At 73.4% G+C, this 14617-nt stretch carries 12 protein-coding genes; 6 read left to right on the plus strand and 6 right to left on the minus strand.

What is annotated here, in order from left to right; translation table 11 throughout:
- Positions 1 to 37 precede the first annotated feature (37 nt).
- The 3 genes from ACFV88_RS29920 to ACFV88_RS29930 form a co-directional block, all read right to left on the minus strand.
- Positions 38 to 1528 (minus strand): CitMHS family transporter, encoded by a 1491-nt coding sequence (locus ACFV88_RS29920; protein WP_385495151.1) that lies wholly within the window; start codon positions 1526 to 1528, stop codon positions 38 to 40.
- A 133-nt stretch (positions 1529 to 1661) separates the two neighbouring features.
- Positions 1662 to 3968 (minus strand): molybdopterin-dependent oxidoreductase, encoded by a 2307-nt coding sequence (locus ACFV88_RS29925; protein WP_385495153.1) that lies wholly within the window; start codon positions 3966 to 3968, stop codon positions 1662 to 1664.
- A gap of 210 nt (positions 3969 to 4178) precedes the next feature.
- Complete coding sequence (locus ACFV88_RS29930; protein ID WP_385495154.1) at positions 4179 to 4730, minus strand: hypothetical protein; 552 nt, start codon at positions 4728 to 4730, stop codon at positions 4179 to 4181.
- Positions 4731 to 4946: 216 nt separating this feature from the next.
- Here ACFV88_RS29930 and hmgA point away from each other — a divergent pair, with 216 nt between their 5' ends.
- The 3 genes from hmgA to ACFV88_RS29945 all read left to right on the plus strand — a co-directional run bounded on the left by hmgA (position 4947) and on the right by ACFV88_RS29945 (position 8380).
- Positions 4947 to 6296: a homogentisate 1,2-dioxygenase gene (gene hmgA / locus ACFV88_RS29935; RefSeq protein ID WP_385495155.1), complete on the plus strand. Its 1350-nt coding sequence runs from the start codon at positions 4947 to 4949 to the stop codon at positions 6294 to 6296.
- A gap of 78 nt (positions 6297 to 6374) precedes the next feature.
- The gene (locus tag ACFV88_RS29940; protein ID WP_385495156.1) at positions 6375 to 7133 is read left to right on the plus strand and encodes a GntR family transcriptional regulator; all 759 of its coding nucleotides are present in this window, start codon (positions 6375 to 6377) and stop codon (positions 7131 to 7133) included.
- Positions 7134 to 7153: 20 nt separating this feature from the next.
- Positions 7154 to 8380 (plus strand): type ISP restriction/modification enzyme, encoded by a 1227-nt coding sequence (locus tag ACFV88_RS29945; protein WP_385495157.1) that lies wholly within the window; start codon positions 7154 to 7156, stop codon positions 8378 to 8380.
- Positions 8381 to 8719: 339 nt separating this feature from the next.
- Here the strand turns inward: ACFV88_RS29945 and ACFV88_RS29950 are convergent, their stop codons facing one another.
- Positions 8720 to 8989 (minus strand): hypothetical protein, encoded by a 270-nt coding sequence (locus tag ACFV88_RS29950; protein WP_385495159.1) that lies wholly within the window; start codon positions 8987 to 8989, stop codon positions 8720 to 8722.
- A 280-nt stretch (positions 8990 to 9269) separates the two neighbouring features.
- On the opposite strand from ACFV88_RS29950, the gene ACFV88_RS29955 reads away from it, so the two are divergent.
- A complete protein-coding gene (locus ACFV88_RS29955) occupies positions 9270 to 10403 on the plus strand; it encodes a protein kinase (RefSeq protein WP_385495160.1) in 1134 nt (377 codons plus the stop codon).
- 61 nt (positions 10404 to 10464) lie between these two features.
- Here the strand turns inward: ACFV88_RS29955 and ACFV88_RS29960 are convergent, their stop codons facing one another.
- The gene (locus ACFV88_RS29960; RefSeq protein WP_385495161.1) at positions 10465 to 11283 is read right to left on the minus strand and encodes an SGNH/GDSL hydrolase family protein; all 819 of its coding nucleotides are present in this window, start codon (positions 11281 to 11283) and stop codon (positions 10465 to 10467) included.
- 363 nt (positions 11284 to 11646) lie between these two features.
- On the opposite strand from ACFV88_RS29960, the gene ACFV88_RS29965 reads away from it, so the two are divergent.
- The gene (locus ACFV88_RS29965) at positions 11647 to 12873 is read left to right on the plus strand and encodes a DUF5925 domain-containing protein (RefSeq protein ID WP_385495232.1); all 1227 of its coding nucleotides are present in this window, start codon (positions 11647 to 11649) and stop codon (positions 12871 to 12873) included.
- A 92-nt stretch (positions 12874 to 12965) separates the two neighbouring features.
- On the opposite strand, the gene ACFV88_RS29970 is transcribed toward ACFV88_RS29965, so the two are convergent.
- Positions 12966 to 13838, minus strand: a complete 873-nt coding sequence (locus ACFV88_RS29970; RefSeq protein ID WP_385495162.1) for an NAD(P)-dependent oxidoreductase — start codon at positions 13836 to 13838, stop codon at positions 12966 to 12968.
- 141 nt (positions 13839 to 13979) lie between these two features.
- Between ACFV88_RS29970 and ACFV88_RS29975 the strand changes: the two genes are divergently transcribed.
- Complete coding sequence (locus ACFV88_RS29975) at positions 13980 to 14615, plus strand: TetR/AcrR family transcriptional regulator (protein ID WP_385495163.1); 636 nt, start codon at positions 13980 to 13982, stop codon at positions 14613 to 14615.
- Positions 14616 to 14617 lie beyond the last annotated feature (2 nt).

The following is a 14617-nucleotide window of genomic DNA, read 5'->3' on the forward strand; positions in this document are numbered from 1 at the left end:
GGGGTGGCAGGACCCCCGGCGCCCGCCCGCCACCGGCTCAGATGATGCCGAACACGAACCCGGCGCCGAGCACCACCAGCGAGGTGAGCGCGGCCCACTTCACGGTGAACCGGGTGTGGTCGCCGAACTCGACCTTCGCCATGCCCACGAGGACGTACACCGCGGGCACCAGGGGGCTCGACATGTGCAGCGGCTGGCCGACGAGGGAGGCGCGGGCGATCTCCAGCGGGGGCACGCCGTGCGCCGCGCCCGCTTCGGCGAGGACCGGGAGGATGCCGAAGTAGAACCCGTCGTTGGACATGAAGTACGTGAACGGGAGCGACAGGAAGCCGGTGACCAGGGCCATGTGCGGGCCCATCCAGTCGGGGATGGCCGAGACGACGGCCTTGGCCATGTCGTCGACCATGCCGGTGCCCTGGAGGACGCCGGTGAAGACGGCGGCGGCGAAGACCATGCCGGCGACGTTGAGCACGTTCTCGGAGTGCGCGGCGATCCGGGCCTTCTGGTCCGGCATGTGCGGGAAGTTCACCGTCAGGGCCAGGGCGGCACCGAGCATGAAGAGCACCGGGATCGGCAGCAGCTCCATGATCATGGCGGTCAGCAGGAGGATCGTCAGACCGGCGTTGAACCAGTACAGCTTGGGGCGCAGGGTGGGCCGGTTCGGGTCGAGCACGTGGAAACCCTCGTGCTCCTCCTCGGCCTCGCCCGCTTCCTCGGCCTTGCCGGCCCCGTCGCTCTTGCCGGCCTTGTCGCTCGGGTCGCCGTCGTCGGTGCCGCCACCCGTACCGGTACCGCTGGTGCCACCGGAGCGGGTGGTGCCGGAGCCGGCCTTGCCGCTGGTGCCGCCGGCGCCGACCAGGACCTTCTCGTCGGCGGAGCCGGCCTCGGCCTCGATGACCTCGTCGAGGGAGAGGTACCCGAGGCGCTTGCGCTCACGGCGGCCGAGGACGTAGGCGAGGGCGAAGACGCCGAGCAGGCCGACCGCGAGGGCCGGGATCATCGGGACGAAGATCTCGCTGGCGTCGAGCTTGAGGGCCGTCGCCGCGCGGGCGGTGGGGCCGCCCCAGGGCAGGGTGTTCATGACGCCGTTGGCGGTGGCGGCGATGCCGGTCAGCACGACCAGGCTCATCTTCAGCCGCTTGTACAGCGGGTACATCGCCGAGACGGTGATCATGAAGGTGGTGGAGCCGTCGCCGTCGAGGGAGACGATCGCGGCGAGCGCGGCCGTGCCGACGACGATCCGCAGGGGGTCCGCCTTGGCGAACCGCAGGATCACCCGGACGATCGGATCGAAGAGGCCGACGTCGATCATCACGCCGAAGTACACGATGGCGAACATCAGCATCGCGGCGGTGGGCGCGAGGTCGCCGATGCCGTCGATGACGTAGTCGCCGAGGTTCGCCCCCTGCCCCACCAGTACGCAGAACAGAGCGGGGATGAGGACCAGCGCCGCGATCGGCGAGACCTTCTTCATCATGATCAGGACCAGGAAGGTCGCGATCATGGCAAAGCCGAGGATGGTCAGCATGAGTGGATTACCTAACGTTCGTCCTTGAACCGTGTGGCTCTCTCACCAGGGCCTGCGGTCAGCGTGACGTTAGGTCGCGGGGGAATGCGTTAACAAGATGTTGACATGAGAGCAATATGCGCGAAAGTCCCGGTCATGTACAGATGGCGGTGAGACGCACGGGAACGGCGTTGAGCACGGCGGTTCCGGACAGGGGGTCGAGCAGGCTTCCGTCGAGGAGTCGGTTGACGTTGACGCCGGGCAGCGCGGCGGCCACCCGCAGCCGGGTGCCCGGGCGGTCGTGGCCCCAACCGCGCGGCAGGCTGACCACTCCGGGGCGGACCGAGTCGGTGATCTCGACCTGTGCGGCGACCTCTCCCCCGGAGCCGCTGACCCGGACCCGGCCCCCGTCGGCGAGGCCGAGCCGCCGGGCGTCCTCGGGGTGCACGTGCAGGGTGCAGCTCTGGGAGCCGCCGCCGAAGCCGGGCACGTTGTGCAGCCAGCTGTTGCCGGAGCGCAGGTGGCGCCGGCCGACGAGCACGAAACCGCCCGGTCGGTCGTGTCGGGCCAGGGCGAGCCGGGTCAGGTCGGCGGCGATCGGCGGCGGCAGCAGCTCGACGCGTCCGCTGCGGGTGGCGAGCGGCTGCGGCAGTCGGGGGCGCAGCGGGCCCAGGTCGACGCCGTGCGGCGCGTCGAGCAGCCGACGCAGGGTGAGGCCGCCGGGGCGGGCGCCGAAGCCGTCGCCGTAGGGGCCGAGGCGCAGCATCAGGTCGAGGCGTCGTTCGGCCCCGCCCTCGCCGTCCAGTTCGGCGGCGAGGGCGTGCGGGTCACGGCCGTGGACGGGGCCGAGGGGGTCGGCGACGGCCTGGACGAGGGCGCTGTAGACGACGCAGGCGTCCACGTCCGCGGGGTCGGCGCCGTGCAGTCCGGTGGCGGCCAGGACCAGCCGGGCGTGGATCTCGGTCTCGGCCATCGCCCCGGCGTCCAGCGGGACCGCGGGGCGGCTGTAGCGGGCCTGGTTGCGCACGGCCAGCATGTTGAAGGCGAAGTCGTAGTGCGGGGTGCGGGAGGGCCGGGGCGGGGGCAGCACGACGTGGGCGTGGCGGGTCGTCTCGTTGAGGTACGGGTCGACGCTGACCATGAAGTCGAGTCCGGCGAGCGCCCGGTCGAGGCGGTCGCCGTCGGGAGCCGAGAGGACGGGGTTGGTGGCACTGGTGACCAGGGCCCTCAGGGGGCCGCCGCCGAGGCCGCCGGGCACGCCCGCACCGGGGGTGTCGATCTCCTCGGAGAGCGCGGCGAACGGCAGCTCCCCCTTGACCTCGGGATGTCCGCTGACCCGGCTGCGCCACCGGCCGAGGGTGAAGCCGCTGCCGGGTCCGACGGGGCGCGGCGGCCGGTCGGTGGCGGACTGCGGGAAGAGCACGCCGCCGGGGCGGTCGAGGTTGCCGGTCAGGATGTTGAGGACGTCGACCAGCCAGCTCGCGAGGGTGCCGAAGAGGACGGTGCTGCTGCCGATCCGGCCGTACACGGCGGCGGTCGGCGCCCCGGCCAGCTCGCGGGCCAGGTCACGGATCGTCCCGGCCGCCACGTCGCAGGCCTCGCTGACCGCTTCGGGGGTGAACTCCACCAGTGCGCTTCCCAGTTCGGGCACCTGGAGGACATGGGGGGCGAGGTGGCGCAGGCGCACGCGGTCCTCGGCGAACAGGACGTTCGCCATGGCGGCGAGCAGCAGGGCGTCGGTGCCCGGGCGGATGGCGACGTGCCGGTCGGCGAGCCGTGCGGTGCTGGTGCGGCGCGGGTCGATCACGGTGAGGGTGCCGCCGCGGGCCCGCAGCGCTGCCAGGCGGCCGGGGAAGTCGGGCGCGGTGCACAGGCTCCCGTTGGACTCGACGGGGTTGGCGCCCAGGAGCAGCAGGTGGTCGGTGCGGTCGAGGTCCGGCACCGGGATCGCGTGGGCGTCGCCGTAGAGGAGTCCGCTGGAGACGTGCTTGGGCATCTGGTCGAGCGTGGTGGCCGTGAACAGGCTGCGGGTCCCGATGCCGTTGACCAGCAGCGGCGGGTACAGGACGCCGGCGACGGTGTGGACGTTGGGATTGCCGAGGACCACGCCGACCGCGTTCGGCCCGTAGGTCTCGATGACCGGCCGCAGACCGGCGGCGACGGCGTCGAACGCCTCGTCCCAGCCGGTTTCCGTCAGCCGTCCGCGGCGGCGCAGCAGCGGCCGGGTGAGCCGGTCGGGGTCGCCGTCGACGCTGCCGAACAGGGCGCCCTTCGGACAGATGAAGCCGTGGCTGAAGACGTCGTCGCGGTCCCCGCACGCCCGGGTGACGGCGGTGCCCTCGATGGTCAGGGCGAGCCCGCAGGTCGCTTCGCAGAGGGGGCAGACGCGCAGGGCGGTCCTGGTGGTGCCGGACGGGGAGGAGGCGGAGGGCGTTAAGGGCGCAGAGGGCGCTGAGGACATCGGGACTCCACGGTGCGTGACGGCACTCGGCACGGAAGCGATCCCCTTGAGCATACCGACTGGTATGGACCATGGGGAGGTCACGCCGCACCCTCCCGGAACCCTCATGGAGGGCACAAGTACCCCATAGACATGGGTAGTTGATGATGCGTCATGCGTTCCCGGGTGAGCGGCGAACCGCACGCGGACGGGCGGTCCGGGCGGGGTCGCTCAGCCGGCGGGAGCGGCCTTGCGCGGCGCGAGGGTCACCCGGGCGACGTCCTCGACCGCCTGTCCGTCAACGGCCCACGCCGTGCCGTCGTCCGCGTGCAACCGGACGGTCAACTCGTGCGTGCCGCGCCCCAGGGAGGCCGCGGACAGCCGGTACCCGGGTTGGTGCAGTCGGGCCAGTCGGCGACCCTCCAGATAGAGGACGGCGTACCCGCGGCCCGTCGTCGCGGCGCTGCCGCCGCGCTCCGCGCTGAAGCGGAAGTTGGTGACGGTGAGCCGGACGTCCCAGTTCTCGGCGGCGCCCGGCCGGACGGCGATCCGCACACCGGGGGCGCCCTCCCGGTCGACCTCCCGGAGTTGGTCCCCCGTCGCGTCGCTCGTCGAGAGGAGTTCCCCCACCGGGGACGGGGTCACCGCGTGGCCGTCGCCGCCCCGGGAGGAGGTGTTGCCGTCGCAGGCCGCGGCGGCGACCAGGGCGCAGCACAGGACGAGCGCGCACGCGCCCCGGCGCGCGCGCACGCGGGTGGGGACCGGTTGCTGAGGTGACGCCATGGCACCCGAGCCTAGGCGACGCGCCGCCGGCGGGATCGGACAGGGTGCACGCCCCGGGCCTCCCCCGCCGACCGGCCCCCACCGATCGGCCCGCTCTCCCCGACCCGCTCCGGCCGACCCGCTCCCGCCGGTGCGCGACCCGGTGCCCCTTCGCCCTTGCGCCACGGGGAACCGAATCCTACGGTGATGCATAGGAATAGCTACGAGGGAGCGCCGATGAGCGGTGACACCGCCCGGAAGACCGCCGAGAGCCTGACCTACGCGACCGGATTCGGTAACGAACACAGCAGCGAGGCCGTCCCCGGCGCCCTGCCGCTGGGCCGCAACTCACCGCAGCACGGCCCCCTCGGGCTGTACGCGGAGCAGCTGAGCGGGAGCGCCTTCACCGAACCCCGCGGGGACAACCGGCGCAGCTGGCTGTACCGGATCCGCCCGTCCGCCGCCCACCCCGCGTTCACCCGGGTCGGCAACGGCGCGCTGCGCACGGCTCCCTTCACGGAGACGGTCCCCGACCCCAACCGACTGCGCTGGGACCCCCTGCCCGCACCGCCGGCCGGAACGGACTTCCTGGCCGGCCTGTGGACCCTCGGCGGCAACGGCGACGCCGCGAGCCGCACCGGCATGGCCGTGCACCTGTACCACGCCAACACCTCCATGAAGGACCGGGTGTTCAGCAACTCGGACGGGGAGTTGCTGATCGTGCCCGAGCGCGGCGGTCTGCTGCTGCGCACCGAACTCGGGCTGCTCGCCGCCCGCCCCGGTGAGATCGCGCTCGTCCCGCGGGGCGTCCGCTTCCGGGTCGAGCTGCTGGATCCGGCGCCCGACGGGGACGGCCCCGCCGCGCGCGGTTACGTCTGCGAGAACTACGGCCGCCCCTTCCACCTGCCCGAGCGCGGCCCGATCGGCGCCAACGGCCTCGCCAACGCGCGCGACTTCCGGGCGCCGGTCGCCGCCTACGAGGACGTCGAGGGCCCCATCGAGGTGGTGAACAAGTTCTGCGGCAACCTGTGGAGCGCCCCCTACGACCACTCCCCGCTGGACGTGGTCGCCTGGCACGGCACCCACACCCCGTACGTCTACGACCTGCGCACCTTCAACGTGATCGGCTCCCTCAGCTACGACCACCCGGACCCGTCGATCTTCACGGTGCTCACCTCGCCGTCCGACACCCCGGGTCTCGCGGCCGTGGACTTCGTGGTCTTCGCGCCCCGTTGGCTGGTGGGCGAGGACACCTTCCGGCCGCCGTACTTCCACCGCAACGTGATGAGCGAGTACATGGGCCTGATCGAGGGCGCCTACGACGCCAAGGCCGGCGGTGCGGGCGGGTTCGTGGCGGGCGGCGGTTCCCTGCACAACATGATGTCGGCGCACGGGCCGGACCGCGAGACCTTCGACCGGGCGAGCGCCGCCGCGTTGGTGCCCCAGCGCATCGACGACGGGCTGGCGTTCATGTTCGAGACCCGGTGGCCCGTGGTCACCACCGCCCTCGCGGCCGGCGCGGACCACCTCCAGCGCGGGTACGACGATGTGTGGCATGGTCTGGAGCGCCATTTCAGGAACCCCTAGCGCACCGCGGGCGACCGTCCCCCGAACGACCCCCGCGTCCTCGTGGGCCGCCGCACCGGAACCCGATTCGGAGAAGTCGTGACCGCTTTTGCCCCGGACTCGATCGTCCTGAATCGCAAGCTTCCGCTCTGGTACCAGGTGTCGCAGTCCCTGCGCGCCTCGATACTCGGGCGGGCGCCGGACGCCCCGCTGCGGCTGCCCACCGAGGAACGCCTCGCCGGGCACTACGGGGTCAGCGTGCTGACCATGCGACAGGCCCTCAAGGAGTTGGAGGACGAGGGGCTGATCAGCCGCCACCGACGGCGGGGCACCTTCATCGAGCCGGCCGCGCGGCGCGGCGCCCCGGTCCGCCTGCTGGGCTCGGTGGACGCGATCGTGGCCCAGCAGTCGGGCATGACCACCCGTCTGTTGGAGCACGGGCGGATACCGGTCCCCCACGCGTACGCGGACCGGTTCCCGGGCCTGGACGAGGTCGCCACGTACCACCGGCTGCGCTCCGACGAGGCGACCGGCGAACCCACCAACCACGCGCGCAACTACGTCCGGCCGGAGCTGGCCGAGCGGATGGACCCCGCGGACCTGGAACGCTGGCCGATGACCAAGGTGCTGCGGGACGTGGTCGGCGCCCGGATCGGTCGGATCACCGACACGGTCGAGGCCCGACTGGCCGACCCGGACACGGCACGGCTGCTCGACGTCCCGCTGCTCAGCCCGATCCTGCACTACACGGGCGTCACCCACGACGAGGACGGTCGGGTCCTCGACCTCGCCGTCATCCACTACCGGGGCGACCGCTTCTCCTTCACCGTCACCCTGGACGCCCAGCCACCGCACTGACCGGCGCCACCATGGCTAGCATGCCGGTCGTGACGCACACCGAGGAACCGCTGTTGGCGGACCTGATGCCGTGGTCCGTCGCCGCCCCCCGGATCGGCCGGGGCTGGCCCGTGGCCCCGGACACCGCAACGCTCAGGGCGCGGTGGGAGGCCCTGGCCCGGGCCGAGGGCACGGACCGGACGGCCCTGTTCGAGTCCAGCCGGGCCCGCACCCCGCGGTCCACGGTCGCCCAGCTGCCCGGCCAGTCCACCGGCACGGCCCGGCTCGCCCACGCCCCGGGACCGTTCCCGCAGCCGTTGCGCGTCCTGCTCGCGCCCTTCGACGAGCAGTGGCTGATCCCCGACCACCGGCTGATCGACGCGGCCCGCCCGGAGTTGTGGCGGGTCGCCGACGCCCGACAACTGTTCGTCCTGGACACCCCGGCAGCGGCGGGTGACGCGGCCGGGCCGGGGCCGGCGCTCCTGGTCACGGCACGGCTGCCGGTCACCGTGCCGCCGCCCGTCCCCGCGCCCCGCGAGCGGCCCCGCGCCACCCGGGTGCACCCCCTCTTCCGCCGACCGGGCGGAGCCGAGCCCAACCTCGCCCCCGGGCTGCCGGACCTGCTCGCCACCCGTCTCGGCCTCCACGGCCTCGACCCCCTGGACGTCCTGGCGTGGATCGTCGCCGCCGCCCGCCCGGGGCCGGGTGGCTGCACGGTGCCGCTCACCTGCGATCCGGAGGTCTGGGCGCGGGGCACCGACACGGGACACCGACTGCTGCGGCTGATGGTCCGCGCCGACGGCGACCGACCTCGGCTCCCCGGTGGCAGCCGCCCCTACGTGCGGTCCCCGCTCCCCGAGCACCCGACCGTCCTGCGCCACGACCCGGACACCGGGAGCCTGGACCTGGACGGAGGGCGGATCTCTCCGGTGCCCACGGAGGTGTGGCACCTCAGGGCCCAGGGCGTGCGGGTGGTGGAGTCCTGGTTCGGCCGTCGCACGGCACCGGCACCGCGGCCGGGCTCCCTGGGAGCGGTCCGACCGGCGGCCTGGCCGCAGGCGTGGACCTCCGAACTGCTGGAACTCCTCACCGTGCTGGCCCTGCTCGCCGAGTGCGGACCGAGCCGCCCCGAACCGTTCGGCCCCCGGCTGACGATGGACGAGTTGCGCCGGGCGGGCGTGCTGCCGCCACCGGACGCGGCCCGCCGCCCCGCCTCCGTCCTCGACCACCGCGAGGAGGGCCCGGAGGGCCAGTACGCACTGCTCTGATCCGCACGCCCGGCCGTCCGTGGCCGCGGGTGACCACGGGGTGCTACCGGGGCCGGGGGTGTCCTGGCTCATCGCACGCAGTGCCGGTCCAGGCCCGCGGGGCCGCCGGGTCGGTTGGGGAGGGGCCGACGCGGCGCCGAGCGGGTGCGGCTGAACGACACTCCGTACCGATGAACGTAGGAGCGCGGGTCCGGCAGAGCTGCTGCCGGGACGTCAAGGCGGTAAGAGGTCAAGACGAGGCCCGGGCGGGCACGGGGGCGACGCCGCGCACCGTGGGAAGGGCGGTGCCGGGGACGCGCCGGAGGATTCCGACCGCGACCGCCGGGCCCGGGCCGGTGTCTAGTGACCGCCGAAGAGCGAGCGGCGCAGCCGTCGCAACGGGGCGAAGAGCGACACGCGTCGCACGCGGGCCTCACGCCCGCTGACCTCGTGGGCGGGCGCGCGCGTCGTCAATTCACGCATCAGCAGGGTCGCCTCGGCCGCCTCCCGTTGCGGTATGGCGGGGCCACCCAGCACGGCGAGATGGCGGTCGAGGCGCGAACTGGTCGCGCTACTCCCGCAGGTGATCGCAGGGACGCGCGCCCTGCTGCGGACTGTCATCGGTTCCATTTTGTCTCCCCACCCGTACGAGGGCACCCGGCCCGGGCAGGTTCACCCTATCTCCCCCGCCTGACACTCGTGTATACCGCCCGGGGCACTCACCTTCCGGGAGGCGGCGCCGACCGGGTTCGGCGCCGCCCCTGCGGTCGCACGGGTCGCACCCGTCCCACCGGTGTCCGGGTCCGGCCGCGCGGGACGACGGGAATCCGTTCGGGGCAGTTCAGGGGGGTCGCAACCGGCCGGGGCTGGGCTACTTTGTGAGCGTCGGACACTGCGAAGGGGGACTCCGGTGAGCCGGGAACCGAACGACGCAGGACAGGGGAACCCGGGCGCGCAGCACGGCGTCGAACGGCCCCTGGTCGCCGGGCGCTACCGGTTGTTGTCGCCGCTGGGCGAGGGCGGCACGGGCACGGTGTGGTTGGCCCGTGACGAGGCCCTGCGCCGGGAGGTCGCCGTCAAGGAGGTGCGGGCGCCCGCGGGGCTCACCGCCGCGGAGGTGGAGCAGCTCCACGCCCGGCTGGAACGGGGGGCCTGGGCGGCGGCCAGGATCTCGCACCGCAACGTGGTCAGCATCCATGACGTGGCGGTGGAGGACCGCCGCCCGTGGATCGTGATGGAACTCGTCCGCGGGCTGGCCCTGTCGGACGTGCTGGTCGCCGAGGAGCGGGTGTCGCCGCAGCGGGCCGCGCGGATCGGCGCCGAGGTGGTGGGCGCCTTGCGGGCCGCGCACGACGCGGGGGTGTTGCACCAGGACGTCAAGCCGGCCAACGTCCTGCTGGCCAACGACGGTCGGGTGCTGCTGTCCGACGTGGGGACCGCGACGGCGCAGGGCACCTCGGCGCTGACGCGGGCGGGCCGGATCGCCGGCTCCCCGGAGTTCCTGGCCCCGGAGCGGGTGCTCGGCCGGGACCCGGGCCCGGAGTCGGACCTGTGGTCGCTCGGTGTGCTGCTGTACGCGGCGGTGGAGGGGCGGTCGCCGTTCCGGCGGGACACCGCGCCGGACACCCTGCGGGCGGTGGTGGACGAGGAGCCGGCCCCGCCCCGGACCGCGGGCCCGTTGGCGCCCGTCATCGGGGGCCTGTTGCGCAAGGACCCGGCCGAGCGGCTACCGGCCGCGGTGGCGGAACGCGAGTTGCGGAACATCGCGGCGGGGGGCAGCGGAACGTCCGGCCCCGGCGCTCCCGGCGGGACGTCCCTCAGCCCCGCGCCCCCGGTCGGGTCCGGCGCCGACGGCACCGCCGCGGGCGACGACCGGCCCGGTGCGTCCGGACCGTCGGCCACCGCGGGGTCGAACGCCGAGGAGTCCCACGGCACGACGGCGTCGGCCACCCGGGGTCAGCGGCGCGGCGCGGCCCTCGTCCTGGTGGCCTCGGTGGGAGTGCTCGTCCTGGGGCTGGGCGCGTTGGTCCTCGCCCTGCGCTGACCGGGTGGGCCGCGGCCCCGTGCGGACGGGGGCGCGGCGCACCGCGGCGGAACGGGGCGGGTCAGGCCGCCGAGTTCAGGGCGGGCAGGTAACCGCGGGACTGCCCGGTGGCCTTGGGGTGGTAGGACTCGCTGATGCTGAGCAGCTTGAGGCTGTGCAGCCAGGCGTCGCCGGAGCAGATCTCGTGTCCGGCGAACCGTCCGGTGACGCCCGCGAAGGTGAAGCCGTGGTCGGCCGCGCGCTTGGCGAGGGCGCCGTTCAGGTGGTCGGAGGCGGAGTTGATGGCGGAGCGCTCCCGCTCGGAGAGTCCCGCGATGCAACTGCCGCTCAGCTTGTAGAAGCGGGGGTAGCCGAGGACGACGACTTCGGCCCGGGGGGCCCGGTCGGCGATCGCCTCGTAGAGCTCGTCGAGGTGACCGGGCAGTGTGGAGTCCACGTAGCGGCGGGCGGTGGCGATGCGGTCCAGGCAGGATTTCTCGGATTCGGTGACGCAGGTGCTCATGACGTCGGAGAAGCCCGCGTCGTTGCCGCCGACCGTGATGCTGACGAGCCCGGTGCCGGACCCGAGGGGGCCGAGTTGCTTGGTCCGGACATCACCCGTACGAGCGCCCGAGCAGGCCGTGAAGTGGAACGAGGAGGGTGAGTTGGCGGCGGCCCACAGCGCGGGGTAGGCGCGGGGGGTCCGCTTGCAGGAGCCGCTCGCGCCCTCGTAGGCACCGGCGCCGAGGCCGGAGGAGTAGGAGTCCCCCAGCGCTACGTACCCGGTGGCCGCGGCGCGGGGGGCGGCCTGGGCCGCGGCGGCTCCGGTCAGGGTGAGACCGGCGGCGACGAGGAGCGAGGTGAACGCGGCCGTACAGGCCGCAAGTCGGGAACGTCTCATGGAACCTCCCTTTAGCAGGATCTCCGCGACGACCGTGGTACCAGGTGACCAGTCGGGTTGGAAATGTTCATGACAGACTTGTCGGCTTCTTTCCCGGAATCCTCACCAGCAATTCGTCAGACGTTCAATTACCTTCCCCTTTTCGCCATCTGACGAGCTGTCAACGAGGGTGAGTCGGAAGCACGGACGTCTGCACGGGGCGGTCGCCGCTCACGCCGGGCGCCCCTTCACCACCCCGAGCCCCCCGCGTACCCGCACCCCCGCGCCCCCGTGCGGGCCGGACGAACCGTCAGGGTGACGGCGACGACCGAAACCCGGGTGCGTACGGGCGCGGGGTGCCGGATCATGACCGTCATGTCTGCCATGCCTGTGCGACCGGAGGACACTCTGACGCAGCCGCCCCACGACGACCGACCGACCGTTCCCGAGGCCGTTCCCGAGGCCGCGGCACCCGATGCGCCCGCGGCGGCGCCCGTGGCCGCACCCGGCGTCACGCCCCGGGACGCGTTCGCCACCCTCCCCGTCCAGCTGACCCTGAACGACGAGGACAGCCCGTCGGACGTGGTGGACGCCCTGTTCCTGGGGCGGTTCACGACCGGCGAGCAGCCCCATGCACGCCGTACGGGGATCGAGCGGGTGCGCGCCGGCGCACCGCTCATGCCACCGGGCGCAACGGTGGTGCGCGCCACCCGCGGCGACGACAACCGGAGCAACACCCTCGCGGTGGGCGACGGCTGGACACTGCTGGCCAGCCGTTGGCGGCAAGGTGCCGACGTGTCGGTGACGGCGACCAGCGCCGAACTGGCCGACCACGTGCTGAGCGTGGCGACCGAGGGGGCGACCGACGAACCGGAGCCGCAGCCGGAGACCGTGCCCATGGGCTTCTGGTACGTGTCGCCGCGCCGGGGTCCGCACCGCACCACCCGTCAGATCTCGGCCCTGACCTGGGCCGAGGCCCGGGCCAACTACACCGCCCCGGTGGCCGAAGCCATGGACGGGCTGATGAAGCTGACCGCCGAGGACGTCACGGGGCGGCTGCTCCTGCTGCACGGGCCGCCGGGCACCGGCAAGACCTCGGCACTGCGCACGCTCGCCCGGTCCTGGCGGGAGTGGTGCCAGGTGGACTGCGTGCTCGACCCGGAGCGGCTGTTCACCGACGTCGGCTATCTGATGGACATCGCGATCGGTGAGGACGAGGGCACGGCGAAGGGCCGCTGGCGGTTGCTACTGCTGGAGGACTGCGACGAGCTGATCCGGGGCGGGGCCAAGGACTCGGCGGGCCAGGCACTGTCCCGACTGCTGAACCTGACGGACGGCCTCCTCGGCCAGGGCCGCAACGTGCTCGTCGGGATCACCACCAACGAGGACCTGGAACGGCTGCACCCCGCCGTGGTGCGTCCGGGACGGTGCCTCGCCCGGATCGAGGTCGGTCCGCTGACCCGCCCGGAGGCCGTCGAGTGGCTCGGCACCGAGGAGGGCGTCGACCGGAACGGGGCCACCCTGGCGGAGCTGTTCGCCCTGCGCCGGGGTGGCGGCCCGACGGAGGTACCGGGCCAGCGCCCCGGCGCGGACGCCGGGCTGTACCTGTAGCTGCACTTCCGGGGAACGACCGGTGGGGGACGGGAATCCGGTGGGACCGGTCGGTCGATCCGGGGCGACGCCCGCGCCCCGGACCGACGGGCTCACACCTGCGCCTTCTTCTTGAACACCTCCACCAGACTGGTGAAGCTGTCGGCGCCGCGGCCCGCCGCCAGCCCCCGCTCGAAGATTCCGTGCACCGCGGCCAGGAGGGTGCTGTCGAGGCCGGCGTCCCGGGCGGTCTGCACCACGTGCTCGATGCTGGCGACGCCCATCGCGAGCCGGTCGACGTCCCCCGGGTGCTCACCCCGGTCGACCCTGGGGGTGTAGAACTCCAGGAACTGGCCGACGTCCGCCGCGTCCCGGGCGACCGGCAGCAGCTCCTCGGCGGTGACGCCGTGGGCCTCGGCGACCGCGACCGCGTGCAGCCAGCTGAGCATCGTCGTCCAGAAGACGTCCATCTGGAGCTGGTAGAACAGCGCCGCCCGCCCCGGGTCCTCACCCAGGAAGTCGGTGCCGGTCAGCACCTCCAGGGTGGTCTTGTGCTGCTCGAACACCTCGCGGGGGCCGCTGTAGAAGGTGGACGTCCCCGGCTGCCCGACACCCGAGGGCGGTACCCGGACACCGCCCGTCAGCTGGACGCCGCCGCGCTCAGCGACCCAGGCGGCGGCTTCCGCGGCCCGCTCCGGGGTGTCCGAGCTGAGGTTGACGATCACTCGCCCGGCGAGCGCGGACTCCGCCCGACCCAGGATCGCGTACACCGCTTCGTAGTCCGTGAGGCTCAGGACGACGAGTTCGTTCGCCGTGAGCGCCTCCTCGACGCTGCCCGCGAGGACCGCGCCCCGGGCCACCAGTTCGTCGGCCTTGCCCGAGCTGCGGTTCCACACCGTCAGCGGGTGGCCCTCGGCCAGGAACGCCCTGCCCATGGCCCGCCCCATCGGGCCCAGTCCGATGAGGGTGACTGCCTGCTTGCCCATGTCCGTGTCCTTTCCGCCGGCGCGCGCCGGGTGCGGGTGACGCAACTGAATCGAGCGGACGAGCCCTCTAGAACGAGCGCTCTATCTAGCGAGGACAGTAGCAGTCCCTAAAACGAACGTTCCACTCGGTACACTCGTCGGGTGAAGACGACTGGCGCGAAGGCGACGAAGACGGCCGCGGGGGACACGCCCCCGGTGAAGCCGGGCGCGGGACTCGGCACCCGGGAGCGGATCGTCCGGGCGGCCTCGCACCTGATGCAACGACAGGGCTACGACGGAACGGGGATCAAGCAGATCTCCGTGGAGGCGTCGGCCACGCTCGGCTCCGTGTACCACTTCTTCCCCGGCGGGAAGCAGGAGCTGGCGGTCGCCGCGATCGGCCACGGCGAGCAGGAGTTCGCCCACGAACTGGAGCGCTGGCTGGCCGCGGAGACCGACCCCGCCGCGGCCGTCGTCGCCTGTGCGCACCACCTCGCCGTCGGGCTGCGGGACTCCGACTGGGTGGACGGGTGCCCGGTCACCTCCACCGCCCTGGGGACCGCCGGCCGGGCTCCCGACATCCAGGAGGCGGCGGCCCGTGCGTTCGCCCGCTGGCGCGAGCTGGTCGCCGCCCGGCTACGGGCGGCCGGGTTCGCCGAGGACGTGGCCACGGAACTGGCGTACACCGTGATCAGCACCCTGGAGGGGGCGGAGCTGGCGGCCCAGGTGGAACGGAGCACGACCCCGCTGGAGGTGGCGGGGCGCCACCTCGCCCGGCTCATCGACCTCTACCGCTGACC

It is taken from the genome of Streptomyces sp. NPDC059816 (genome assembly GCF_042732055.1).
In the GTDB taxonomy this organism is placed as follows: domain Bacteria; phylum Actinomycetota; class Actinomycetes; order Streptomycetales; family Streptomycetaceae; genus Streptomyces.